The sequence below is a fragment of the Curtobacterium sp. MCSS17_008 genome (genome assembly GCF_003234185.1).
In the GTDB taxonomy this organism is placed as follows: Bacteria; Actinomycetota; Actinomycetes; order Actinomycetales; family Microbacteriaceae; genus Curtobacterium.
Map to the genome: position 1 here is coordinate 120,728 of NZ_QKSM01000004.1, position 24,458 is coordinate 145,185.

19 protein-coding genes are annotated in these 24,458 nt (G+C 65.8%); 11 read left to right on the plus strand and 8 right to left on the minus strand.

The genetic code is table 11. The features are described 5' to 3' along the window. Positions 1-147: 147 nt before the first annotated feature. Together DEJ23_RS06285 and DEJ23_RS15640 are read left to right on the plus strand one after the other, a co-directional pair. Positions 148-3,807, plus strand: a complete 3,660-nt coding sequence (locus DEJ23_RS06285; protein WP_111239420.1) for a S8 family serine peptidase — start codon at positions 148-150, stop codon at positions 3,805-3,807. Between the two features lie 139 nt (positions 3,808-3,946). After that, positions 3,947-4,117 carry a hypothetical protein gene (locus tag DEJ23_RS15640; protein ID WP_181429146.1) on the plus strand — a complete coding sequence of 57 codons (171 nt, stop codon included), beginning with the start codon at positions 3,947-3,949 and terminating at the stop codon, positions 4,115-4,117. A gap of 78 nt (positions 4,118-4,195) precedes the next feature. On the opposite strand, the gene DEJ23_RS06290 is transcribed toward DEJ23_RS15640, so the two are convergent. Next, a complete protein-coding gene (locus DEJ23_RS06290) occupies positions 4,196-4,369 on the minus strand; it encodes an antitoxin (protein ID WP_111239421.1) in 174 nt (57 codons plus the stop codon). A gap of 185 nt (positions 4,370-4,554) precedes the next feature. On the opposite strand from DEJ23_RS06290, the gene DEJ23_RS06295 reads away from it, so the two are divergent. After that, positions 4,555-5,859 (plus strand): adenylosuccinate synthase, encoded by a 1,305-nt coding sequence (locus DEJ23_RS06295; RefSeq protein ID WP_111239422.1) that lies wholly within the window; start codon positions 4,555-4,557, stop codon positions 5,857-5,859. A 2-nt stretch (positions 5,860-5,861) separates the two neighbouring features. Further along, positions 5,862-6,419 (plus strand): hypothetical protein, encoded by a 558-nt coding sequence (locus tag DEJ23_RS06300; protein ID WP_111239423.1) that lies wholly within the window; start codon positions 5,862-5,864, stop codon positions 6,417-6,419. Positions 6,420-6,476: 57 nt separating this feature from the next. Here the strand turns inward: DEJ23_RS06300 and DEJ23_RS06305 are convergent, their stop codons facing one another. Both DEJ23_RS06305 and DEJ23_RS06310 read right to left on the minus strand, forming a co-directional pair. Beyond that, positions 6,477-7,475: a nuclease-related domain-containing protein gene (locus DEJ23_RS06305; protein WP_111239424.1), complete on the minus strand. Its 999-nt coding sequence runs from the start codon at positions 7,473-7,475 to the stop codon at positions 6,477-6,479. Between the two features lie 171 nt (positions 7,476-7,646). After that, a complete protein-coding gene (locus tag DEJ23_RS06310) occupies positions 7,647-8,378 on the minus strand; it encodes a CPBP family intramembrane glutamic endopeptidase (protein ID WP_181429147.1) in 732 nt (243 codons plus the stop codon). Positions 8,379-8,530: 152 nt separating this feature from the next. On the opposite strand from DEJ23_RS06310, the gene DEJ23_RS06315 reads away from it, so the two are divergent. The 5 genes from DEJ23_RS06315 (at position 8,531) to DEJ23_RS06335 (ending at position 14,494) form a co-directional block, all read left to right on the plus strand. Next, positions 8,531-9,979 (plus strand): polysaccharide biosynthesis tyrosine autokinase, encoded by a 1,449-nt coding sequence (locus tag DEJ23_RS06315; RefSeq protein WP_111239426.1) that lies wholly within the window; start codon positions 8,531-8,533, stop codon positions 9,977-9,979. Positions 9,980-10,071: 92 nt separating this feature from the next. Next, positions 10,072-10,941 carry a hypothetical protein gene (locus tag DEJ23_RS06320; protein ID WP_146240206.1) on the plus strand — a complete coding sequence of 290 codons (870 nt, stop codon included), beginning with the start codon at positions 10,072-10,074 and terminating at the stop codon, positions 10,939-10,941. 161 nt (positions 10,942-11,102) lie between these two features. Then, entirely contained in the window at positions 11,103-12,539 is a 1,437-nt protein-coding gene (locus tag DEJ23_RS06325) for a sugar transferase (protein ID WP_111239428.1), read from the plus strand. A 31-nt stretch (positions 12,540-12,570) separates the two neighbouring features. Beyond that, complete coding sequence (locus tag DEJ23_RS06330) at positions 12,571-13,551, plus strand: glycosyltransferase family 2 protein (RefSeq protein WP_181429148.1); 981 nt, start codon at positions 12,571-12,573, stop codon at positions 13,549-13,551. Next, positions 13,541-14,494: a glycosyltransferase family 2 protein gene (locus DEJ23_RS06335; protein ID WP_111239430.1), complete on the plus strand. Its 954-nt coding sequence runs from the start codon at positions 13,541-13,543 to the stop codon at positions 14,492-14,494. Before DEJ23_RS06330 ends, DEJ23_RS06335 begins: the two co-directional genes overlap by 11 nt. Positions 14,495-15,156: 662 nt before the next feature. Here the strand turns inward: DEJ23_RS06335 and DEJ23_RS06340 are convergent. The 5 genes from DEJ23_RS06340 to DEJ23_RS06360 are packed head-to-tail and all read right to left on the minus strand — an operon-like array spanning position 15,157 to position 21,320. Further along, positions 15,157-16,245, minus strand: coding sequence for a glycosyltransferase (locus tag DEJ23_RS06340; RefSeq protein WP_111239431.1), 1,089 nt, complete (start codon positions 16,243-16,245; stop codon positions 15,157-15,159). Next, entirely contained in the window at positions 16,242-17,543 is a 1,302-nt protein-coding gene (locus DEJ23_RS06345) for an O-antigen ligase (RefSeq protein ID WP_111239432.1), read from the minus strand. The genes DEJ23_RS06340 and DEJ23_RS06345 overlap by 4 nt, the downstream gene beginning before the upstream one ends. Further along, a complete protein-coding gene (locus DEJ23_RS06350; RefSeq protein ID WP_146240207.1) occupies positions 17,528-18,667 on the minus strand; it encodes a glycosyltransferase in 1,140 nt (379 codons plus the stop codon). Before DEJ23_RS06350 ends, DEJ23_RS06345 begins: the two co-directional genes overlap by 16 nt. Positions 18,668-18,672: 5 nt before the next feature. Beyond that, positions 18,673-20,154 (minus strand): lipopolysaccharide biosynthesis protein, encoded by a 1,482-nt coding sequence (locus DEJ23_RS06355; RefSeq protein ID WP_111239434.1) that lies wholly within the window; start codon positions 20,152-20,154, stop codon positions 18,673-18,675. Further along, positions 20,151-21,320 carry a polysaccharide pyruvyl transferase family protein gene (locus DEJ23_RS06360; protein ID WP_111239435.1) on the minus strand — a complete coding sequence of 390 codons (1,170 nt, stop codon included), beginning with the start codon at positions 21,318-21,320 and terminating at the stop codon, positions 20,151-20,153. The genes DEJ23_RS06355 and DEJ23_RS06360 overlap by 4 nt, the downstream gene beginning before the upstream one ends. A 634-nt stretch (positions 21,321-21,954) precedes the next feature. Here DEJ23_RS06360 and DEJ23_RS06365 point away from each other — a divergent pair. Next, positions 21,955-23,427 carry a DUF4012 domain-containing protein gene (locus DEJ23_RS06365; RefSeq protein ID WP_181429149.1) on the plus strand — a complete coding sequence of 491 codons (1,473 nt, stop codon included), beginning with the start codon at positions 21,955-21,957 and terminating at the stop codon, positions 23,425-23,427. Positions 23,428-23,867: 440 nt separating this feature from the next. Then, a complete protein-coding gene (locus DEJ23_RS06370) occupies positions 23,868-24,437 on the plus strand; it encodes a hypothetical protein (RefSeq protein ID WP_111239437.1) in 570 nt (189 codons plus the stop codon). Positions 24,438-24,458 lie beyond the last annotated feature (21 nt).

The window sequence follows — 24,458 nt, forward strand, 5'->3', positions numbered from 1 at the left end:
AATAACCTGCACACACCTGTGCAAGTTAATAGGTGCTGTACCCCCGGACGAGGGACAGTCCTCCGAAGTGCCGACTGCGGTCCCTGTGAACGAACGCATAACTTCACAGGAATTCCCACCACGGACAGAGCCCGAGGAGTGCGCCCTGTGACACGTGCAACACCGAACCGTGCAACACCCGAACAACCATCCGCCGAGGAGCGCACCACGCGGGTCCGCGTCGCGCGGGTCCTGACCGCCGGCATCGCCGCCGTCGCCCTGACCTGCGGCGGTCTCGCCGTCGGTGGTGCGGCCAGCGCGGCCCCGAGCGGCCTGTCCGCCGCCGACCTCAAGCTCGCGGCGCCCCTGCGCGACGCGAAGCCCCAGAAGACGGTCGCCGCGTTCGTGCGCACGACCGGCCAGGGCGCGCTCGAGGTCGACGCGAAGGCGAAGGGCGGCGACCTGACGAAGTCGCGGACCCCGTCGTCGGCCGCCAGGGAACGCGTCAAGGCGATCACCTCGACCGTCGACGCGGTGCGTTCCGCCGTCAAGCGGTCCGACGCGGAGGCGACGGAGCTGTACTCGACCGAGTACACCGTCCCCGGTGTCGCGGTCGTCGCCGACGTCGACGCGCTCCGCGACGTCGCGGGCCGTTCGGACGTGGAGAGCATCATCCCGCTCACCCCGAAGAAGATCGTCGACCCGACCCCGGGTGACGCATCGGGGGCCCCGAGCGGCGTCGACCCCGACCTCGTGCAGCCGGGTGCCGACGGTGTCAGCCCGAAGAACGCGGCGAGCGACGTCTACACCCGCGCGCTCGACGCCTGGCAGCAGACCGGCCGCACCGGCGAGGGCGTCAACGTCGCCGTCCTCGACACCGGACTCGACTACACGCAGGCCGACTTCGGTGGCCCCGGCACGACGGCCGCCTACCAGGAGGCCCTGGCCAGCACGGACGCGCCGGACCCCAGCTGGTTCGACGCCGAGAAGTACCTCGGTGGCTACGACTTCGCCGGCCCGACCTACAACGCCGACACCAGCGACCCGGCCTACGACCCGACCCCGCAGCCGGACGCGAACCCGATCGACGGCAAGGGCGGCGACCACGGCACGCACGTGGCCGGCACCGCCGCGGGCTACGGCCTGACCGCGGACAAGAAGACCTTCCGCGGCGACTACACGAAGCTCACCAACCAGTCCGTTCAGGACATGTGGGTCGGTCCGGGCACCGCGCCCGACGCCGGCCTCTACGCCCTCAAGGTGTTCGGCGACCAGGGCGGCTCGACCGACCTGACCGGTGCCGCGCTCGACTGGGTCGGCCAGGCGCTGACCGAGGGCAAGGACATCAACGTCCTCAACCTGTCGCTCGGCTCCGACTACGGCGCGCCGGACGACCCCGACAACGCGAAGATCGACGCGCTCACCGCCCGCGGTGTCCTGCCGGTCATCGCCTCGGGCAACGCCGACGACTTCACCGACATCGGTGGCTCGCCGGGCAACGCCGAGGGTGCCCTGACCGTCGCCGCGAGCGCCACCGGGCAGTCGCTGTTCGACGGCGTGCAGGCGACCGCGCCGTCCGACGTCGCGGGGACCTACCGCGCGCAGTACTCGCAGAACTACCAGGGCACGCTGCCGGTCGAGGGCGACGTCGTCGTGCCGACCACGAACATCGACGGCTGCCAGGCGTTCAGTGCCGACGAGGCCGCGGACGTCAAGGGCAAGGTCGTCTGGCTGAAGTGGACCGACGGCGCCCTCGAGTGCGGGTCCGGCGTGCGCTTCAACAACGTCCAGGCCGCCGGCGGTGTCGGCGTCCTGCTCGCCGGCACGGTGACGAGCTTCGACTCCGGCGTCGCGGGGAACGCGACCATCCCGGGGGCCGAGCTGACCTCGGACAGCGTGGCGAGCCTCCAGGCCGCGGCGCAGGCCGGGACCCTGCACGTGCGGTTCGCACAGGAGCTCAAGGGCTTCCAGCTGGCGACCGACCAGGCGAACGTGAACACGCTCGCCCCGTTCACCAGCCGCGGCGTGCACGGCTCGTTCGACGACATCGTCAAGCCGGACGTCGCCGGCGCCGGGGTCAACGTGATCTCGGCGGCCAACGGCACCGGTGACGGCCGCATGTCGATGAGCGGCACCTCGATGGCGACCCCGCACGTGGCCGGCATCGTCGCGCTGACCTTCGAGTCGCACCCGTCGTGGACGGCGCCGCAGGTCAAGGCCGCCGTGATGAACACCGCGACGCACGACGTGCGTCAGGGTGACCAGGACGCGACGCTGCTCCGGCAGGGCACCGGCCGCGTCGACGCGCTGCAGGCGGTCACCGCCGGCACCACGGTGCGCAGCATCGAGAACGACCAGCTCGTCACCGCCTCGTACGGTGTCGTCGAGGTCAGCGGGAAGACCAGCGAGACCCGCACCCTGCAGATCCAGAACACGGACGGCCGCCCGCACACGTACGACGTGGCGTACCGGGCCCAGGTGGACCAGCCGGGTGTCGCGTTCTCGCTCAGCACGAAGCGGGTCACCGCTCCGCCGCACGGCACCGCGACCGTCAAGCTGACGTACACGATCGCCGACCCGACGCAGCTGCGTCGCGTCATCGACCCCACGCAGGAGTCGGTGCAGTCCGGGTACCAGCGTGAGTTCGTCGCGGCGGAGTCCGGCGTCGTGTCCTTCACGCCGACCGAGAAGAAGTACAACCCGCTGCGCCTCGGGGCGTACGTCGCGCCGAAGCCGGTCAGCGCCGTGCACGGCAAGGACATCGCGTTCTCGGGCTCGACCACGACCGCGGAGCTCACGCTCACCGGCCGCTCGGTCGACCAGGGCGACGCCGTCACCGGGTACCACTCGGTCGTCGCGCCGTTCGTGCTCGGCGGCACCGACCCGCAGGAGCCGCTGCCGGCCGGTTCGGCGAAGCAGTCCCTGCAGGCCGCGGACATCCGGGCCTACGGCGCGAACCACGACGAGGCCTCGGACACGCTGGCCTTCGGTGTGCAGACCGCCGGCGCCGACGCCAACCCGGGCGCGGTGACGAACGTCGAGGTCCTCATCGACACCGACCGTGACGGCGAGCCGGACTACCTGGTCTACGACGCCAAGTCGGCGACGGTCGACGCGACGTTCGCCACCACGGTGGACCTGGCGACCGGCGAGACCGTCGACTCGCAGCCGCTCAACGGCGGGACCGCGGGACAGGACGTCAACACGTTCGACAGCGCCGTCAAGGTGCTGACGGTGTCGGCGTCGACCATCGGTGCGACCGGTCCGTTCGACTACTCGGTCCTGACCGAGTCGGCGTACGCCCCGGCCCTCGCGACCAGCGGCTCGTACGTCGTGGACGAGACCGACCCGGCCACGTACGACCCGTCGGAGCCGGCGCTCACCTTCGCGCAGGGCGCCACCACCGGTGTGCTCTTCGCGGACCAGGGCTCGCTGCAGGTCACGCGGCAGGCGGACGCCACGAACGCCCGCGTGCTGCTGCTCCACCTCGGCAACGCGGTGGGCGACCAGGCGGACGTGCTCCAGGCGGCGCAGACCGCGCCGACGCTGGCGCTCCGCGAGGGCAGCGCCGTCACGATCTCGGGCACGCCGAAGGTCGGGAAGACGCTGAAGGCGCAGCACGGCTCGTGGGACGGCAAGAAGGTGTCGTACTCGTACCAGTGGCTCCGTGACGGCGTCGCCGTCGAGGGTGCGACCGACCAGCGGTACACGCTCGGCACCACCGACGCGGGTCACCGCTTCCAGGTGGAGGTCACCGCGTCGGCGAAGGGCTACCAGGACGGCACGGCGACGTCCGCCGCGACCGCGAAGGTCGCGCCCCGCCGGTAGACGTCGGACCCGCGATGCGCCCCGTCACCGCTCGGGTGACGGGGCGCACCGCGTTCCGCCCTGCCGCGCCCCGCGACGCCGAGTGCGGTGAGCGGACATGTAGTTAGGCGAACTAGCCAGTTGCTGGGAGCATGGCCCCATGCGAACGCACACCACCCTGATGCAGCTCCGGGCCAACCCGATGGAGTGGCGGCGCCGTGGGCTCACCCCGCCGGACGCGCTCCAGACCATGGTCGAGGAGCGCCTGGCCCAGCCGGGGCACGCCCAGCCCGTGGGGGACCCCTCCTACCAGGACTTCTTCCGCGCCTGAGCGCGGAACGTCACCCACACGGACGGGAGGCGCGGTGCCAGCTGGCACCGCGCCTCCCGTCCGTCGTCCTGGTGCGGACTACTGACCGATCTTGTCGTCCGCGGCCTGCTCGGCCTTGTCGACCTGGTCGCCGTGGCCACCGCCGGTCGCCTTGTCGGCTGCGTCGCCGGCCTTGCCGAGCCCGGCGTCGGTCGCCTTCTCGCCCTTGTCGCTGTCCGCGAAGTCCTTGGCCTTGTCACCGAGGTCACTCATGTGGTGCTCCCTTGCTCGTCGGATCTGACACGTCCGACGCTGCGCCGTCCGCGCCGGACGCGTTCCCAGGTCCGCGGGCTCGTCGTCCACGGGCAGGTGGCGCGGAGGTGACCAGTCGATAGACTCGGGTGGACCACCGGCCCAGCCCGCCGGTGCGGTCCTCCGCCAACGTGAGGAGAACCTCCATGCCCGCAGCAGTGATCATCGGTGCCCAGTGGGGTGACGAGGGCAAGGGGAAGGCAACCGACCTCCTCGGGTCCCGCATCGACTACGTCGTGAAGTTCAACGGCGGCAACAACGCCGGCCACACCGTCGTCGTCGGCGGGGAGAAGTACGCGCTGCACCTGCTGCCGTCCGGCATCCTCACGCCGGGCGTGACCCCGATCATCGGCAACGGCGTCGTCGTCGACCTCGAGGTCCTGTTCCAGGAGCTCGACGCGCTCCGCGCCCGCGGGGTCGACGTCTCGAAGCTCATGGTGTCCGCGAACGCGCACGTCATCACGCACTACCACCGCACCATCGACAAGGTGACCGAGCGGTTCCTCGGCAAGCGCCAGATCGGGACCACCGGCCGCGGCATCGGCCCGACCTACGCCGACAAGATCAACCGCGTCGGCATCCGCATCCAGGACATCTTCGACGAGAACATCCTGCGGCAGAAGGTCGAGGCAGCCCTCGACCAGAAGAACCACCTGCTCGTCAAGGTGTTCAACCGTCGCGCGATCGACGCGGACGAGGTGGTGGAGTCGCTCCTGTCCTTCGCCGACCGCCTGCGCCCGATGGTCGCCGACACCGCGCTCGAGATCCACCGGGCGCTCGAGCGGGGCGACACCGTCCTGTTCGAGGCCGGCCAGGCCACCATGCTCGACGTCGACCACGGCACCTACCCGTTCGTGACCTCGTCGTCCGCGACCGCCGGCGGCGCCGCGACCGGCTCCGGCATCGGCCCGGGCAAGCTCGAGCGCATCATCGGCATCGTCAAGGCGTACACGACCCGCGTCGGCGCCGGCCCGTTCCCGACCGAGCTGTTCGACGAGTCGGGCGAGTTCCTCCGCGCCAACGGCTTCGAGTTCGGCACGACGACCGGTCGCCCGCGTCGCTGCGGCTGGTACGACGCCCCGATCGCCCGCTACACGGCGCGCATCAACGGCGTCACCGACTTCGTGCTCACGAAGCTCGACGTGCTCACCGGCCTCGAGACCATCCCGGTCTGCGTGGCGTACGAGGTCGACGGCGTCCGCGTGGACGAGGTCCCCGTGAACCAGTCGGACTTCCACCACGCGAAGCCGATCTACGAGGAGTTCCCGGGCTGGACCGAGGACATCACCGGCGCCCGCTCGTTCGAGGACCTGCCGAAGACCGCGCAGGACTACGTGCTCGCGGTCGAGGCGATGTCCGGCGCCCGGATCTCGGCGATCGGGGTCGGCCCCGGGCGTGACGCGATCGTGGTCCGCCACGACCTGCTCGGCGCCGCGGAGCCCACCGCGTGAGCATGCGGATCCTGTTCGTCTGCAGTGGCAACATCTGCCGGTCGCCCCTCGGCGCCCAGGTGCTGACCGCCCGGCTCGGCCCCGATGCTCCGGCGTTCACGGTGGAGTCGGCCGGCACCATCGCGGACGACGGCGCCCTGATGGACGAGACGGCCGCTGCACAGTCGGCCCGTCTCGGCGGTGACCCGACCACCCACCGGTCGCGCTACCTGACCGAGCAGATCGCCGCCTCGGCCGACCTCGTGCTGACGGCTGAGCGCTCGCACCGGGCAGCCGTGGTGTCGCTCGCGCCGCGTGCCGCGAAGCGGGCGTTCACGATCAAGCAGTTCGCGCGGGTGCTCGACGGGCTCGAGCCCGGTGACCTGGCCGGCATCGAGACCGCGCAGGACCTGGTCGACCGGGTGGCCCGGCTGCGCGGGACCGTGCCGCCGCCCGCCGATCCGGCCGACGACGACGTGGACGACCCGTACCGCCGGTCGGAGTCGACGCACGTGCGGGTGGCCGACGAGATCGCCGCGGCGCTCACCCCGATCGCGGACGCCCTGCGCGCGCTGCGCTGACGCGACTGCTGCCACCGCTGCGCCGCGGCTGCCTCCGGGCGGCCGGGGCGCAGTCGCTCAGGCCTCGGGCAGCCGGTACGTGCCGATCGTGATCGTGTGCGCACCCTGGCCCGCCAGCCGCCGCACGACGGCGTCCGTGCGGGCGCGGTTCGGCACCGCGTGCTTGCCGGCGAGATCCGTGACCAGGCCGCGCAGCTCGTTGTCGTTCGTCACCACGGCGGTCGTCGCCGAGCGCCCCGTCGGGGTGGTGCTCGTGCTGCGGTCCTCGGCGTTCACGTACGCGGCGGCGTCACCCGAGTAGAACACGCACGAGTCGACCCACTGCGGGCCGTTGCCGTCCTCGTCCGCCAGGAACCGCTGCAGCCGGCGTGCCTGCTGCCGCACCTGGCGGGTCGGTGCGGTGCCGCCGGCCTGCACCCGGACCTGCCACCAGTGCTCGACCTCGTCGGCGGAGTCGAGCACGCGGCGGCTGCGCACCTGGATCGCGAACGACCCGGTCAGGGACGACTCGTCGAGCAGGTTCCGGAACGCGTGGTGCACCGAGCTCGGCTTCCGGCCGTCGAAGACGATGCCGTTCCACCGCTTGTTCTCGATGACGAGCACGTGCCCGGACTCGAGCACGAGCACGTGGTCGAGCTGTGCGGCGTAGCTGCGATCGCGGTCCCGCTCGCCCTGCGCCACCGGCACGAAGACGACGTTCGTGCAGAGTGCTCCGTTGATGCCGGCGGCCTTGCAGACGTCGAGGATGGTGCGCTGCGACGCCTCCTCCCACCGCATGCCGGTGCGGGCGAGGGCACGGGCGTGTTCGGCCTCGGTGTCCGCCTGCCGCCGAGCAGCGTCCGCGCCCGCGAGCTGTCGAGCGTGTTCGGCCTCCGCGGCAGCGGTGCGCTCGCGGTGCTCCCGTTCGAGCGTGCCGGTGCGGTGGTCGAGTCGGACCTCGGCGTCGGCGAGGGCGGAACGGCTGGTGGACTGGGTCCGCCGCAGGAGGATCACCAGGACGACCACGACGACCGCGAGCCCCCCGGCGACCAACCACGGCACGAGGTCGCTGGTCATGCGTTCACCTCACCACAGCCCGGAGCGCGCACGGTGCCCGGCTGCGGCGAGTCCGGCAGGACGTTCCGCGGACAGCGCTGCCAGGACGTTCCGCGGCCAGCGCTGCCAGGACGTTCCGCGGCCAGCGCTGCCAGGACGATCCGCGGTCAGCGCGGCCAGGGCGTTCCGTGGTCAGCGCGGCCAGGTCGCGACGACCGCGACGGCGTTGAACAGCACGTGCGCGACGATCGCACCGCCGACGCGGTTCGTAATCGCGACCAGCGTGCCGGTGAGCAGTCCGAGCACGAACGTCGTCGAGAAGACCTGGAAGCCGCCGAGCGTCGTCGTCGCCGACCCGAGGAACAGGTGCGCCAGGGCGAACAGGAACGCAGTCACGAGCACGGCCAGCCACCGGGTGCGCGGCGTGAGCTCGGCGGCGAGCAGGCGTTGGAACAGCCCGCGGAAGAACAGCTCCTCGAGCACGGGGCTCACGAGCACGATGCCGACCCCGGACACGAGCAGCAGCCCGATGTCGGGGGTGCCGAGCGTCGGAGCGGGCTGCAGACCGGTCGTCCCGGTGAAGGACAGCGCCAGCACGGCGTCGAACACCCGGGTCAGGATGACGATCCCGAGCGCGAACACCAGGTCGCCGAGCTCGATCCGGAAGCGTCCGAACAGGTCGCGGCCCGTCCGGCGCACGACCCAGATGATGCCGAACACGAGCGGGACCCACACCGCGACGTTGCCGAGCAGCACCTGCAGCACCTGCAGCACCGGCCCGGGCACGGCACCGCGCAGCGTCAGGCTGCTCACGATCCGAGCCAGCACGACCGCCACGACGAGGGCGATCAGCAGGGCGACGAGGTCACGTTGCCGGGCGCTCGAGGGGTCGGTGGCGGCGGTGGCTTCCGGCTCGGAGGTCATGGGGCGAGCGTAGAGGAACCGGTGCGCGGATCGGGGAAACAGCCGAGCAGGGCTCATCCGTGTGGCACTATTTGAATGCCGTCTGCTGGGACATGCCTCGCAGGACCTGTGTGGGACCACGGGAACGGCCAGGATCGGGGAAGGCGGGCCGCGTGGAACTGCGCGACTACATCACAGTGCTGCGGAAGGGGTGGGTCCTCATCGTCGTGCTCGCCCTGGTCGGCGTCGCGGCGGCGGCAGGGTTCTCCCTGCTGAAGAAGCCCGTGTACTCCGCCTCGGCACAGGTGTTCGTCTCGACCGAGACGTCGGGCAGTGCGAGCGACCTGGCACAGGGCAACACCTTCACGCAGCAGCGGGTGCTGACGTACTCGAACCTGGTGACGACGCCGATCGTGCTCCTGCCGGTGATCTCGTCGCTCGGGCTCGACATGAACGCGGACCAGCTGGCGACGATGGTGTCGGCGACCGCGCCGACGAGCACCACGCTCATCTCGATCACCGTCGAGGACACCGACCCGGTGCAGGCGACCGAGATCGCCAACGCCACCTCGCAGAGCCTGACCAACGTCGTGCAGGACATCGAGGCCACCGACGCGAACGGCACGAGCACGGTCAAGCTCACGCGCGTGAAGCAGGCCGACGTGCCGCTCAGCCCGGTCAGCCCGAACGTCCCCGTCAACATCGCCCTCGGCCTGCTCGTGGGTCTGGCGCTCGGCGTCGGCATCGCGGTCCTGCGCGAGACGCTCGACAACCGGGTCCGCACCGAGCAGGACGTCGAGAAGATCAGCGAGAAGCCGGTCGTCGGCGGCATCGCCTTCGACAGCAAGGCATCCGAGCGGCCGCTCATCGTGCAGGCCGACCCGCGCAGCCCGCGCGCCGAGTCGTTCCGCACGCTCCGCACGAACCTGCAGTTCCTCGACCTCGGCACCGGCTCGCGCACCTTCGTGATGACGTCGTCGATGCAGTCCGAGGGCAAGAGCACCACGGTCGCGAACCTCGCGATCGCCCTCGACAGCGCCGGCTTCAAGGTGATCCTCATCGACGCCGACCTCCGCCGCCCCCGCGTCGGCGAGTACATGGAGGTCGACAGCGCTGCCGGCCTGACCGACGTGCTCATCGGCCGCGCCACGCTCGAGGACGTCGCGCAGCCCTGGGGCCGCGGCAACCTGGTCGTACTGCCCGCCGGCCAGATCCCGCCGAACCCGTCGGAGCTCCTCGGCTCGAAGGCCATGCAGGACCTGATCACCGCGCTCGAGCAGCAGTTCGACTACGTGCTGTTCGACGCCCCGCCGCTGCTGCCCGTCACCGACGCCGCGATCCTGTCGAAGAAGGCGTCCGGCGCCATCCTCGCCGTCGCGTCCGGCAAGACCCACAAGGGCCAGCTCGCCGCCGCCGTCGCGTCGCTCGAGAACGTCGGCGCCCCGATCGCCGGCTTCGTCATCACGATGATGCCGGTCAAGGGCCCGGGCGCGTACGGCTACGGCCGCTACGGGTACGGCTACGGCTACGGCCTGGACGAGGCAGAGCCGCCCCAGCAGACCACCAAGGCACCGAAGAAGGCGCGGGGCAAGCTCGGCACGCTGCGCCGAGCCGACCGCTGAGACCGGGGGACGACATGCGTGCAGGCCGGGGGGCCCGAGGTCTCGGCGACCAGGTGAAGCGGAACACCCTGATCGGCGTCGCCGTCCTCGTGGTGCTCCTCGTCGTCGTCGACGTCGTGCTCGTCGCGATGGCGCTGGCGCGCACCACTCCGGAAGCCGTCGGCACGCCCCGTCCGGTCCCCACATTCGGCGCGTCCCCCGAGCGGACGCCGTCGGCGTCCGCCACCCCGACGTCGGGCGCGACCGCGCAGGGCGCGGTGGACGGGGAGAGCCGCCGCCTGCTGTCCGCAGTGGACGGACAGGAGGCATGGCGCGCCTCCAGTGCGACCTGTTCCGACGCGCAGGTGGTGCTGGAGCACACCGTCGACGGAGGAGCGACGTGGACGCCCGTCACCTTGGGCGACGACGTGCGCGCCGTGTGGGGCATGCGAGCAACCACCGCCGGCGTGTCAGTGGTCGCCGCCGTCGGCGACGACTGCGCGGCGACCGTCCGGACCTCCGTCGACGACGGTCTGACCTTTCGCGACGGTGACGTGAGCGCCGGCGGAGCAGGCATCACGCCGGAAGGCATCCTGCTCGGTGCCACCACCGCCGAGGCGCCGTGCCCCGAGCCCATCGACGCTTTCCAGGGCAGCACCACCGCGGTCGTCGTCTGCGACGGACAGCTTGAGTGGCGCACCGGGACCGCCGCGTGGGTGGATGTGCCCCTGTCCGGTGTCCGCGGCATCGCGGTCGATGGGACCACGTACACGTTGGCGCGGGTGGGCACCGAGACATGCGAAGGCGTACAGATCGAGACGATGCCCGCCACGGGCGTTACACCGACCACGACCACGACTCCCATCGGCTGCAACCCCGTCAACCCCGACAGCTCGATCGCACTCGACCGCGCCGGGCAGGACGTCTGGATGTGGGCGGGCGACGACGTGGCCGTGTCGGTCAACGGTGGTGCTAACTGGTGACCTGGTTATGCGACTGCTAGAGCGAGCAAGCTGCAAGGACGCGGACACCGCACTCGATAAGCTGCCTGCCGCTGCAAAGCAGGCGTCCCACATCCGGTCAGGCGAGGGGCTTCTCAATGTCAGATGAACCTTCACTCCAAATCAGACAGCCCGTTACCCTTATGCCGGGCGAGGACTGGAGGCGCAGGTACGCTTTCGGCGTTGCATTCACGGATGCACTTGTCCTGGTGTGGACCGTGTTCGGAGTGCAGATTGCATGGCTTGGGCTTTACCATCAGGCGAGCGTAGATCCAACCAGGGCTGACACTGCGGTCAGTTATACCGTCATTTCGTTGGCTCTCATCGTTGGCTGGATGCTCAGTCTCGCGGTATTCGGGACGAGAGCGCACAGGATCATCGGCGCGGGTGGCAGCGAATACAAGTATGTGATCGATGCTTCGGTGCGACTGTTCGGCGTGGTAGGCATACTCGCACTTCTCCTTAAACTAGATCTTGCGCGAGGTTATGTTCTCATTGCATTCCCGCTCGGAACGATCTTGCTCGTTGTCTCCCGATGGCTCTGGCGGCAGTGGCTCGGCGCACATCGAGAAGGAGGCCGTTACTCAGCGAAGGTGCTTCTCGTTGGGTCTGAACAGTCGGCGGCGCACATTGCGAATGAACTCGCGAGGCAGCCAAAAGCAGGGTACCGAGTCATTGCCGCTTGCGTGCCCCTCTCGTCGAACAGCACCCTCGCTGGGACGGCCGTGCCCATCATCGGCGGCGTCGATAAAATTCTCCCTGCTATGGCTCGAACGGGCGCAGACACCGTTATGATCACAAGCGCTGACGAGCTTTCGCCGGAGCGAGTCCGGCAGCTTAGCTGGGAGCTCGAACCAGGTCGTTATCATTTGGTGGTCGCACCGAGTTTGAGCGGGATCGGTGGTCCGCGTATACACACGCGTCCGCTGGTCGGACTGCCACTTGTGCATGTCGAAGCGCCTCGTTACGACGGAAGTAAGCTGTATGCGAAACGAGCCTTCGATGTGCTGCTCGCAATGCTACTGCTGATATTCGCCTCACCGGTCCTAGCCGTCACCGCCGTAGCAGTGAAGGCGACGAGTAAGGGGCCTGTGTTCTATCGTCAGGAGAGAATTGGCAAAAATGGCGCTGCGTTCCACATGCTCAAGTTCCGGTCGATGCGCGTAGGTGCCGATGACGAACTCGCGAGACTTTTAGCGGACCAAGGAACGAGTGACCGGCCACTCTTCAAGGTTCGGCACGACCCACGAGTCACGAGGGTCGGGGCAGTTATAAGGAAATACTCGATCGATGAGTTGCCGCAACTCCTCAATGTGCTGAAGGGAGACATGAGTCTTGTTGGTCCTCGACCTCAACGTGCGGGTGAGCGCGCCCTCTACGACAACCGAGCCGAACGGCGGCTGCTGGTGCAACCTGGCATGACTGGCTTGTGGCAGGTCAGCGGCCGCTCTGCGCTTTCTTGGGACGATGCCATACGTCTGGATCTCTACTATGTCGAAAACTGGTCTTTGACAGGAGACATTCTTATTCTCTTCCGTACGATCCGGGCGGTGATCGCTCCGGATGGAACTGCCTTCTGACGGCACTGCAGCTGCTAGCGCTGGGCCGTTCGTGTCCGTGGTGCTGACTTTCCACAACAACCTTGAGTTCGTCGATACCGCCCTTGAGCAGATGGGCCGCCTCACCTTCGAGAATTATGAACTGTTCATTATCGACGACGGGTCGACTGATGGCACGGACGAGGCTCTCGTGGCTTCTGTCGATCCGGACGCGAAGGTGCACTTGGTCCGGCACGGTGAGAATAAGGGGATTGCGTCTGTTCGCAATGATGCGGTAATGCGAGCCAAAGGCGAGTTTATTTGGTTCGTCGATTGCGATGACGAGTGGGAACCGCGCATTCTCGAGCGGTTGGTTGCGGCTGCTCGACAGACCGGCGCTGACTTGGTGGTGTGCGGAGCGAATGCGCGAAGGGGCCACAGGGTGCGCCCCCTCGAGCGGCCTCAAGGGCGACCGCTCGTGGACGGAGTGCAAGCTAAGAGCATGGTTTTGCGAGAAGAACTTCGCGGTTACTTGTGGAACAAATTGATCAGGCGCAGGGTGCTGTTAGCCAATCCCTTCCCGATCATGAAATCCATGTCGGATTTTGCAGGACTGACTGCCTACATTCAGTCGGTCAACCGAGTGGCATTCGTGCCGGAGGCACTGTACACGCATGTTTACCGCGCTTCGTCGATCACGAATCGCAAAGAGCGCGATTACGGGGATTTCGAGAGGTGTTGGCACCTCGGTCGGCAGATGGCCAGGACGTTGAGTCGCACCGAGCAGACGCGACGCGAAGTTCTCGCGTTCGATTATTGGGCTTATTATCTCAACGTGGTAAACACATCGCGCCGACTTGGAGCAAGCAGCGCTGAAGCGAAAGCGCGCGAGGAAGAGATTCGTAAGCTCATGAAGTGGCGCGACTTGCCACTGTTGGCGTTGATCCGCCCGAAGGTGGCTCTTCGCGCCAGTGCTTTCATCATTGCGGGCAGGAGCTACGGTAGACTGCACGGCTTTGTCACATCGCTTCGGAGGTTGCGCCATGGCGGCTGACCTTCTCATAAGTGTTGTGGTCCCTTCCACTCTGAGACCGAGCCTCGGGCGGACGTTGCAGAGCGTCGCTGCTCAAGATTGGTCTGGACGTTTAGAAGTTATTCTTGTAATCGATTTAGATGCCGAGACTCACCCCGTGGGCGTACCGAACGACTTTCCGTTCGCCATGACGATTCTCTTCACCGGCGGGCGGCGCGGTGGCGCGTCCGCGAGGAACATGGGAGTTGACGCCGCCGAGGGTGACTACATAGCGTTCCTCGACGACGACGATCTGTGGGAACCGAACAAGCTCTCATCCCAGATGAGCCTGCTCAGGGCGGAACTGCATGAAGACCGGGACCGACCGGTGATCGTTTCGAGCCAGATCAGGCACCAAAGGGATGACCTGCTCGATGATTCTGTCATTCCCAAGAGACTTATCGAGCCCGACGAGCGAGTAGAGGAGTATCTCTTCAGAGGGCGCACCCCGTCGAACCGTCGGCAGTCTCTCTACACTTCCACCCTCCTTGTCTCGGCCGAGCTCGCTCGTTCGGTGCGATGGGACGAGACGCTTACGCGGCATCAAGACTGGGACTGGCTCATCAGCGCTCAGAGGCTCGGCGGTGCGCGAATATTTCAAGTGCGGGAACCGCTCGTCCGGATCGTGGTCGGGTCCACTGGCAGCATCTCGGGCGGTTCGGACTGGGAGTCCTCGCTTGCGTGGCTCCAGCGGCAGCGCGAGTGGTCGCGACAAGCTCAGGCAGATTTCCTAGCGGCACAGACGCTGCGCTACGCGCTCCAGGCGCGATCGTGGCCGGGAGTTTTTTCGACAATCAGGGCCCTGTCGATGTCAAAGCGGCTTCCCAGCGCCGGCCCGGCGCTGATAGCCCTCGCGGGAGCACTACCCCGGCACACACTGAACAAGGTGCTCGTCAGGAACAGGCGCGCAACTTCTGTGCGTTGATGGTATAACTCCGGCATTGCAGCTGGCCCGATGCTGCGGAACTGTCGTGCGCCAGAGACTGCTTTGGGTATGGGGGGGTGCTGAAGGGTTACGCCGTCGGTTCCTTGTGAAGGGGTGTCGGCGTGGGGCAACAGTACCTGGGCGGGTTCGACCGTGAGCCGGTCGCGGTCGTGTGTCAGGGCGAGATGTAGAGGCGGCAGGTTACCGAGTAGATCAGCGCGACTGCGTCTTGTACGGACGACTGCCCGTGCCTGATGGAATGCGGCGCTGGTAAAGGGGCCACAGCATCGCTGGCAGCGAAACCGGGCGCGCATGCCGAATTGCGGCCAGCGTGGAAGTGGATCCGGTCGCTCGAGCAGTCCGTAGCGACGTCAATAGTCAAACCTCCTCTGGCCTCCCGGCAGCTATCGAATAGCTCGCTTGTACTCGCGTGTTCCGAAGAGAACGCGCGTGGGCCCGGCTCCGTTGGTTGTCACTACTGGTCGGCAGGACGTTCCGGATCCCCCAGTGCTCTGCGATGCAGACTCTTATCTGCCGCTGCGCTGCGTCAGCAGCTTTCGGTGATAGTTCCCACGAGCTGATGTCCATGTGGCGTCGTGATTTCCGTGAGCAAGCAGATCGGTCTTGTTGCGCGGCAATGTTCAGAGCCGCCGTTCAAAGCCTCAGTCCGCGTTCGCTATGGAAGTCAAGGTTTCCATCCATGATTCTCGGATCGACTGCAGGTCGATGAGCTTGCGCCTCTCACGAGCAGCTGCACGTAGCTCCTCTTCGTCGCGTGTCGTATGAAGCTCTAGGCGGAGAGCCGCTTCGAACGCTTCAGGGATCGGTTCGGACAACCGACCGGGAACCGCAACTCCTACGAAGTGCGACATGACGGCAGCGTCGACCGCTACTACCGGGACGGACGCCTCTGCTGCTTCGAAGAGTACTAGCCCAAACGTCTCACCAAGTGATGGATGTACCAGCAGATCAGTGGTTGCAAGATATTTTTGGACATCCGACGATGCCACGTGGCCTCGGAAGACGACATGGTCTTGGATGCCCAGCTCGCGTGCTAGTCCTTGGAGGTCGGCCCGCTTTGGTCCGTCTCCAAGAATAGTCAAGGTGAAGGGCCACCCAGCTAGAGCCAGTGCGCGCAGCAGAAGTTCCTGATTCTTTGTCTCCGTGAGGGAGCCGACCGCTAATAGCCGCTTTGGACCCGAGGTGCGTTCCCTGCTATTCCCAACGCGGCGCCCAATCGTCACTGGATTCGCAATCACGGCAACTCGATTGAGTCTCGAGTTGCAAAGGAAAGTCGCAACATCCTGGCTGACCGCGACGATATGCTCGGCACGCCTGTAGAGAAATCGAGCGAACCACCCCAGCACACGTAGCGGTCTCGAAGCTGCAGTCTTCGAGCCATTCAGTGAATGCTCCCAGACCACAACGCGCTGGGCGCGAGACTTGGCGACGAGGGACGGCAGAGCTGCCCAGATGCCACACAATATGAATACTTCACCCTGAGGCTCTTTGCGAAAGAATTTCCACATCCGGGCTACTGACTTCACACGGGAGAAACCTGTCAGGGCGTGACCGAGTGACAGGAGACGCACATCTACTGGGTATGCCTCGTCGGGTTCAGCTGGGCCCCCTATAGATATCACCCTCACGGAAAGGTTCTCTTCATTCAGGACGCCGACAAGGTCTCGTACACACCGCTCTAAGCCCAACTCAGGCGAGAGATGAGAGACAACGAGGTTGACACTTTTCATGAAGTTGTTTGCTCCAGCCGGATTGGTCGGGAACCTGTAGCGTCGAGATCTGGATGATGAGGAAGGTTATGGATAGGAGCACAAAGGGCGAGGCATGTCCAGAGAAGTCCGTCGAAGGCAAGGGGATTCCAGACCACTTCCGCAAGGCCGGTGCATAGGAAGACGGCAAGAAGGGATGGGGCTGCCATCACCGCAGCGGACGTCTGAGGGACGTGCCGAAGTACAGCGATGACGAGAATTATAAAACCAGCTATAGCAACAAAGCCCCCGAAGAACAGCAGGAGGACATACTCACTGTGGGGGTAATGATTAGGTAGTGTTGCGTCTGCTACTAACGCTTCCCATCGTTCAAGTCCTAGTCCCGTAGTGAAATGCCCAGAAAGCTCCCGGATCGCTCTCAACCAAATGTCACCACGATTGCTCAAGGTATTGCGCTGGGCTGTCGTGATCAGGTGTACGGCTGCGACCCCGAAGATGACGGGAATGATGAAGCGAATCAGACTCTGCACGCCGGTCACGGGCGAGGCACCGGGAGCTGTACGGCGTGCCAGATAGGTGGCGAAGTACACAGCGCAAGCTGTCAGGAAGGCAATCTGGGAAGTTCTCGACTCTGTCGCAAACAGGATGAGGACGACCAGGCCGAGGCCCGATGCCCTGAGCCATCCCCTTTGAGTCACCAACACTGCAACGCCGATGAAGGAGGCCTGGTAAGCGAGGTAGTTCTCCGACGAGAAGGGACCGCGGAGCATCCCTCCGAATACCCCGCATTTGAATTGGTCGCACGGGCGCCAAGCGCCGTCGACGAACGGCAGAGCCACACAGACCGCGCTCAAGCTCGCCAGGGCAACGATGGTCAAGGAGTTCAGCGTGAGCGGGGTCCTGCGCCACGTGAGGAGTACTGCGAGCCACAGGACTCCGGGGCCCAACCTTGACAGCAAGGCACCATCCGAGGCGGTGTAGTTTTGGACTACGTTGACGCCGAACAGCCAAGCCCAAAGCCCGAACATTATCGCGATCGCGGCAACATTCGGTTTGAGGTCCACGAGGCTTACGCCCGACGGGTAAAGGTTGCGAATACAGACGACGACCGCGAAGACCACAATCAGTGCCGCCACGAGCCACGCTCTGCCGGACAGTGCAACGGTGTCCGAAGCGATGCCCCCGCTGACCAGGAGTACTGCGGCTAGGTGGACCCCCGACCGCTGCCCGATCCGATTGTTGGTACGCACAAGCTTCCAACAACTGGCGAGCAGGATGATACCCGCCAGCGCCAGGAGCCAACTCACCGCTTCCTGCATGCTTTTCGCCTTCCTGTTGAGAATGCCTCGTGCTGATCGATCTTCTGAGCCACATTTCGTAGAACGTCATCGAACGCGGCTTCGACGAGTGCCTCTAGCTGCGTGGAGATATCAACCGAAGGTTTGGGAAGACCTTCGCGATCGAGGGTCGCTAAGACTTCGACGAGTGCTTCAGTAGGGGACTCGTCCATTCGGATCTCTATCAGTGCATCACCCGTAACGGGCCGGAGCAAGGCGAGCGCAGCGCTCTCGCGGGTCACGACTGGCCGCCCACTAGAGAGCCCTTGCCAAACCTTGTTGGCGATGACGGTAGCGGCCTTCTCGGAGGTGCCGAATATCCCTAGCACCACATCGTGCTCAGCGATGACGGGAGCAAGGTCGGGCTCGGGGACGGCGTCGAGGAACTGGCAGACTCGCTGTAGTCCCAGGCTCTCGACCAGGAACTCTGCAGCTGCTCGTCGTGGGCTGTTTCCGACTAGCGTGAGTTGCAGTCTATGGCCGGCGTCCCGACAGGAGGCCAGGGCGGCAAGGATCACGTCGATTCCGTGAAGCGGTACGTAGTTGCCGTAATAGAGCAACTTCAACGGTCGGCGCTCCAGAGCTTGACGGGTGGGTTGCGCCCACTCGGGCGAGCCAACCGGCAGGACAAGGGTTGCATCGGCACGTGACCTGAGCGAGTCCAACATCTTGGCGCGGGGGAACGTGTCCGTCAGTAGTACATGTGCGAACCGTGCGGCGAATTTGTCCGCTGCTCGGTACAGGGCCGGCTTGACCCCTCGTGGAGAGTTGCCCGGGTCGACTACCCTCGTTTCGTGTAATCCTACGAACCAATCAACGATGAAAACTGACCTAGTGAGGGCCGCAACAAATCGGAGTATCGGTGCGTACTGTAGCGCGAATTCACCCAGTACCAGGGCGTCGTATCGATTTTTTGGAGCCAGGAGGCCGGCAAGCACGAGGAGCTTTGCGCGGACGCCCATCCTGCTGTTGAGTTGCATTACCTCTACGTCCGCACCGCGCAATTCGAGAGCGGCACGAATACGGCGATTACGCGGGTAGTCGAACGTGCCACCGATCACGTAGACGACCCTACGTCCGGTCCAGTCTGATTTCAGTTCGCGCACGCTTCTCACTCCTTGTGATCCGTTTCATTCTTTACTGCACGCTCAAACTTGAGGGCTCTCGCCGCCAAGCGAATGGCAGAACGATGGGCAAAGAGCAGAACGATTGCGTATACGGCGACACCAGCACTTGTTCCGAGGACGAGGTGGGTCCAAGGTTCTTCGATCCAGAGTCCGAGGAGAAGGTAGACGGCGATGGCCCAAGCCGTTCCGTGGAGGGCCGGGATGACCGCTAGAATCTGAGCCCGGATCGGGAAATCCGCAATCCGTTTTTGCAGTACGGCGATGATTGGAGTCACCAGAAAACCCGCTAGCGTCAAACCCGCGGCAACACCTAAAATGCCGAATTGCAGCCCGATGATGATGCCAGAAATCTGGACAGTTGCAGCGACCAGGCTGAAACGAAGCGTGACGTCCGCGCGTCCCATGCCCAGCATGACGGCGGTATTGACGGTAGTCACAGACTGCCGCGCTCCACTGATCGCCAACACGGACAGCACAGGAATGACGGGCTCCCAGCTGTCACCAAGCAGCAACGGGACTGTGGTGCTGGAGGACACGGCCACGAGAGCCATAGCCGGAAAAGTGATGAGCGATATCCCCGTGATGGAGCGGGCTATCAGGGGCGCAGGGGATCGGTCGGTGTGGCGGGCCCGAGCAACGCTGGGAAAGAGCACTCTCGTGACCGCCTGCCCAATCATCTGGATCGGCGTTGTAAGTACTCGGTAACCAAGCGAGTAGTGCGCAAGGTCGACTGCGCCCATGAAGCGTCCGACGAGTACGTTGTCGATGTTTTGGACCGTGTAGGAGATGAGGCTACTGCCCAAAGCGCGAGAGCTGAATCCAAATGTCTCCTGTAGGAGTCTCAGCTGGAAATTCGGCACAGGTGGTCGAGCAAGGGCTGTCAGAAGGACCGCACTGATTGCGTCCGCGAGCAGAGTCTGTATCACGAGAGCCCAATAGTCCGCTCCGCCTAAGGCCGCGATCACCGCTACTGCACCGCCCACCGCGGCACTTGAAACGTCGACAACTGCTTGCCTGCGGAAGTTAAGCGACCGCGCAAGCAGGAGCCGCGGGACGATCGAGGCACCCTTGAAAAGCAAAGCACCAGCCAGGACCCAAAGAATGTGTGTGAGCTCAGGCGTCCTGAAAAACCCCGCCATGAGGGGTGCGGCGGCGAATGTGATCGCCCCCAGTACGGCAGCGAGGGAAAGGTTGATGGTAGCTGCTGCTCCGGCAAGTGGTCTGCTGACCGATCGCGCGCTGAGCAGGGCAGCGGAGATTCCTTGATCTAGGAGCAGCGTAGTCAGCGTCATGTAAACGGCTGCTTGCGCAACTACTCCGTACGCGTCCGGCCCAAGCATCCTGGCCAACGCGATCGAGAACGCGACAATGATCAGTTGACGGCCCGCGAGGCCGACGAAGCTCCAGACAAAGCCGCTAGAGGCGACCGGCCGAACGTTCCTGTATTCCGACGGAGAGTCCCTCATGCGAAGCGCCGTAGAAGGCGATGTGCCATCGGCTTAATCCCGCTGTCAACCGCGTTGCCAAGCGCCACCATTGACGGGGCTGCTTCGCGCTGCACTAGGCGCCGGGGCACGGTCGCTTGCGACGTGAGGGCGGCGCGCACTTGGTTCCAGTGCGCCGTCAGCCTCGTTTCGGCCAGCTTCAGATCGCGAGTATCAGCAGACCCTGGCCAATTTCCATCGGTCACTTCCTCGCGGGCGTCGGCCCATGAAGTCCGCAGGTCTCTCTCCCCGCCGACGTGTGACAAAAGCCCTGCAAATTTGTGCTGCGCCTTACCATCGGCGACGAGCAGGGCGGGTACGCCATATGCCACGGCCGTCACGTATCCATGCATGGATGAACCGATGTAACCGCTAGCGGCGGAGATTTCCCCCGCGACTTCCGCTGCGGCATGCGGAGTGCTAAGGACGATCGGATCTGTACGCATGAGACCAGCAATGTTCTCCGCGACGATGTCGTCGCCATGGCATGGTCCGATAGCTAGGAGGCAGATTCGGTCGCCGGAAGTCCGGGCAATGTCATCGAGGAGTGCGGCGATGCCGTTCTCTTCGAGGCCGATGTACCGCTCGTTCAGATGCACGACGATGCGTCCCGATGGTCTCTCGACGATGTCGCCCAAGACGCGAGGAATAGCTAGAGCGCTGTCAGGGGCCACGTGGACATCTGTGGCGCCGGCACGGCGGGCGATGTCCGCGCTGTACTCGTCACGGACGGAGAAGTAGGACGCTGTGTCGGCGAGGCCGCGGAGGAAACCTCGTGTTGCCCAACCGAACTTGCGGGGAATGCCAGGTGCGTTCAGGGCCAGGGGGATTGCTTGCTCTGCCGCCAAACGCGCAGCGGACGCCCAAAGCTGCGGGTAGGCAACTCGTGCTTTACCCGTGTACGCAGGTAGAGTAGTCGGGCGCGGATTGATGAGATTGCCGCCGCCAATCATCACCGCGTCGTATTCCTGGGTCAGGGCATCTTCGACAGCTATGCTAGCAGGGACATCCCCGTACACCTTTCCGCCTATGGGAGAGATGTGCACGATGTGGTCAAAGAGGTCGCCCAAGTGATGTTCGGCGATTAGGGGAAATAGAAGATCGCCATAGTTCGATATATCGAAGGTGCCGAAATGAGCGAGTCGCATGAGGTCCCCTCCTGATGTGGGCAAGGTTGCCCCGCGCTCGACTATCCGCTAGTACGCGCATGCCCGAGCGAAACCGTGAGATGCTGATTTGTGATTGTCCACCGCTGGATGGCGATCGGTTTGCTGAGACTTCTAGGCTCCGGATCCCGTCCCATGGATCTGAAGCGCGAAAAGGATCAAACTAAGCGCGGCCTGTATGTGATACACCAGATGACGAGCGGGTGGAACTACGCCGCGTCATCTACCGCAACCGAGGATAAGCCACTTTCGCCCCTAGGATGGTTCCATGTCCGACGAGCCCGAGTCGCCACACAGTTCAGCCGGCCGGGGAAATCTTCTCCGAACCGCGCTGTGGACCGTCGTGGTCGTCGTGTTTTTGCTGGTCGTCGCCGCCGCATGGGTGGGGATACGGGGCGTGCTCGCGAAGGGGCACCTGGAACGTGCGGTCGCCGATGTCAGCTTGTTGCGGGCGCAGGTGAGCGACGGCGATACGGAAGGTGCGCAGCGGACCGCGGGTCAACTCGAGGAGGAGGCGGCTGCTGCCCGCTCCCTCACTGGAGATCCGGTTTGGGGTGCATCTCAGTACGCGCCGTTCTTCGGGACGAACCTCCGCGCCGTCCGCGAGGTGTCAGTGGTGGTCGACGACATCGCGACGGGTGCGGTCAGCCCGGTGGCTGGTGTCATCGACGGCGTGGGGGCGGATTCGTTCGCGCCGAAGGACGGTAAGGTGAACCTTGATTCGCTCATCCGGGCGCAGCCGGCTGTCGAGCGCGCGAACGAGACGCTGGCGAAGGCGAAGCGTGACGCAGGTGCGATCGACACCAGTGGAACCCTGTCCCCGGTCACCTCTGCCGTGAACCAGCTGCGCAACGCGGTGCGGTCTGCGTCGGAGCAGGTGGAGACCGCGAACCGCGTCGTGCAGCTCGCCCCGGCGATGCTGGGCAACGACGGCGAGCGGAACTACGTCCTGCTCTTCCAGAACAACGCGGAGCTGCGCGCCGGCGGAGGCATCCCGGGCGCGGTCGCGCTGCTCAAGGTGCAGGACGGCGCGATCTCCCTCGGCGACCAGGCGGCCGGTTCGTCGTTCGGTCCCTACGACGAGTCGGTCCTGCCGCTCGAACCCGGCACGCGCAGCCTCTACGGCGAGATCACCGGCCGGTACATGCAGGACGTCACCCTGACACCCCGGTTCGACGTGTCCGCAGCGCTGGCGCGGGAGATGTGGAAGCAGAAGTTCGGCCAGCAGGTCGACGGCGTGCTCGCCATCGACCCGGTGACGCTGAGCTACATCCTGCGTACCACCGGGCCGGTGCAGCTGCCGACCGGTGACACGCTCACCTCCGACAACGCGGTGCAACTGCTCCTCAGCGATGTGTACGCCAAGTACCCGGACCCGGCGGTGCAGGACCTCTTCTTCGCGTCTGCGGCGAGTGCGGTGTTCGACAAGGTCTCGAGCGGCTCGTTCGACGCGAAGCAGTTCATCGGTGCCCTGACGCAGGGAACCCAGGAGGGGCGCCTCCGGCTGTGGAGCGCAACGAAGGCCGAACAGCAGCGACTCGCCGGCACGCCGCTCGCGGGCGAACTGCCGACGGCGACGGAGAAGACCCGCCAGTTCGGCGTCTACCTCAACGACGGCACCGCGTCGAAGATGGACTACTACCTCGAGAAGACCGTGTCCGTCGGCGCCTCGGTCTGCCGTGCGGACGGCCGTCCGACCTCTGCGGTCGAGGTCACGATCAAGAACACCGCCCCCGCCGACGCGGCGACGACCCTGCCCGCGTACGTGACCGGGGGCGGGGCGTTGCGCACGGAACCGGGCAAGATCAAGACGCTCATCGCCGTGTACGCGCCGGAGGACGCGATCTACCTCGGCTCGTCGCAGGACGGCAAGGAGGTCGGTGTGCAGACCGTGATGGACGGGGGCCACCCGGCGGTGCAGCTGCAGACGCTGCTCGCCCCGGGGGAGAGCACCACGTTCCGGGTCGCCTTCCTCGGCGACGCGAAGTACGCGAAGGCGGGCGTCGACGTCCTGTCGACGCCGGGAGTGCGGCAGAGCAAGGTCCTGCCGCTGCGCTTCGACTGCGCGGACCCGACCCCCGCTGGCTGAGCGCAAACCATAGCCCGCTGTCCGGCGCGGTACCGGGATCATCGGGCGTGTTGCGCCGGATGGCGCACTGCAGCACGTCCCCAGAACGAGGGTCACGTCAAGTTTCCTGAGTGGCTCGAACGGCTGCGGGCTGCTCGAGCAGAAGGGGCCGGACGTTCTGGCGCCGCGAGTCGGAAGCCCGTCCTGACCGGGTGTTCTCTTGTCGGGCTGGCGGCGCGGGAGTGCTCATGGCGGGTCGCCGGAGCACGCGGGGCGCTGTCCTCATCGCGTTACATCTCGCAAAACTTTCGGATCCAGTGACAACATCCTGAGGATCCGCGCTAGATTGAGGGAACTTCGCCATAGCGACCGCTTGCTCCTTCGCGGCACGTTCTGGGGGGAGTGCCAACGGGCTCTGGGCGTCAGGGTCTGCCGGATCAGATCTTTAGGGGAAACACTTCATGAAGAAGCTCATCGCCGCTGCCCTCATCGCGGGTGCGGCCTTCGTCGCGGTCCCGACCGCTGCCAACGCTGCGACCTCCGGCTACGCGCCGGAGACCGCTGGCACCGTCACGGGCGACTTCGTTGCCGGTGGCACCGCCATCGTGAACTTCAACGACAACGTCTTCGCTGCCGGCGAGACCGTCAACGTGCAGGTCACCGGTGCCGGTGCCGTCACGCTCGGCGCGCTGCCGACCACGACCGTGTCGGAGACCTACACGGCCGACGCCGAGGGTGGCCTCACCATCCGCGTCACGTTCCCGGCCGGCGGCTCGGGCACCTACAACCTGACCGCGACCGGCGCCACCTCGGGCACCGTCGGCACGGCGTTCTTCACCATCGCGCCGGCCGCCGGTGGCACCGGCACCACGGTCGGCTCGACCGGCAACACCGGCACCCCCGGTGAGCTCGCCTTCACGGGTGGCACCATCTCCACCCTCGGCCTCTGGGCTGCCGGTGGCGCGATCGTCCTCGGCGGTGGCCTCCTGGTCGTCCGCAAGTCGGTCCGTCGTCAGCACGACGCCGCCTGAGCTCAGCTCGACTGAACGGAA

What these genes read in the sequence shown, in the direction of transcription:
- DEJ23_RS06335 (WP_111239430.1), top strand. Translation starts at nt 13,541, where the DNA reads ATGGCGGCTGACCTTCTCATAAGTGTTGTGGTCCCTTCCACTCTGAGA.
- DEJ23_RS06355 (WP_111239434.1), bottom strand. Translation starts at nt 20,154, where the DNA reads ATGAGGGACTCTCCGTCGGAATACAGGAACGTTCGGCCGGTCGCCTCT.
- DEJ23_RS06290 (WP_111239421.1), bottom strand. Translation starts at nt 4,369, where the DNA reads ATGAGTGACCTCGGTGACAAGGCCAAGGACTTCGCGGACAGCGACAAG.
- DEJ23_RS06300 (WP_111239423.1), top strand. Translation starts at nt 5,862, where the DNA reads ATGCGGATCCTGTTCGTCTGCAGTGGCAACATCTGCCGGTCGCCCCTC.
- DEJ23_RS06305 (WP_111239424.1), bottom strand. Translation starts at nt 7,475, where the DNA reads ATGACCAGCGACCTCGTGCCGTGGTTGGTCGCCGGGGGGCTCGCGGTC.
- DEJ23_RS06325 (WP_111239428.1), top strand. Translation starts at nt 11,103, where the DNA reads ATGCCGGGCGAGGACTGGAGGCGCAGGTACGCTTTCGGCGTTGCATTC.
- DEJ23_RS06360 (WP_111239435.1), bottom strand. Translation starts at nt 21,320, where the DNA reads ATGCGACTCGCTCATTTCGGCACCTTCGATATATCGAACTATGGCGAT.
- DEJ23_RS06310 (WP_181429147.1), bottom strand. Translation starts at nt 8,378, where the DNA reads ATGACCTCCGAGCCGGAAGCCACCGCCGCCACCGACCCCTCGAGCGCC.
- DEJ23_RS06295 (WP_111239422.1), top strand. Translation starts at nt 4,555, where the DNA reads ATGCCCGCAGCAGTGATCATCGGTGCCCAGTGGGGTGACGAGGGCAAG.
- DEJ23_RS06370 (WP_111239437.1), top strand. Translation starts at nt 23,868, where the DNA reads ATGAAGAAGCTCATCGCCGCTGCCCTCATCGCGGGTGCGGCCTTCGTC.
- DEJ23_RS06345 (WP_111239432.1), bottom strand. Translation starts at nt 17,543, where the DNA reads ATGCAGGAAGCGGTGAGTTGGCTCCTGGCGCTGGCGGGTATCATCCTG.
- DEJ23_RS15640 (WP_181429146.1), top strand. Translation starts at nt 3,947, where the DNA reads ATGCGAACGCACACCACCCTGATGCAGCTCCGGGCCAACCCGATGGAG.
- DEJ23_RS06340 (WP_111239431.1), bottom strand. Translation starts at nt 16,245, where the DNA reads ATGAAAAGTGTCAACCTCGTTGTCTCTCATCTCTCGCCTGAGTTGGGC.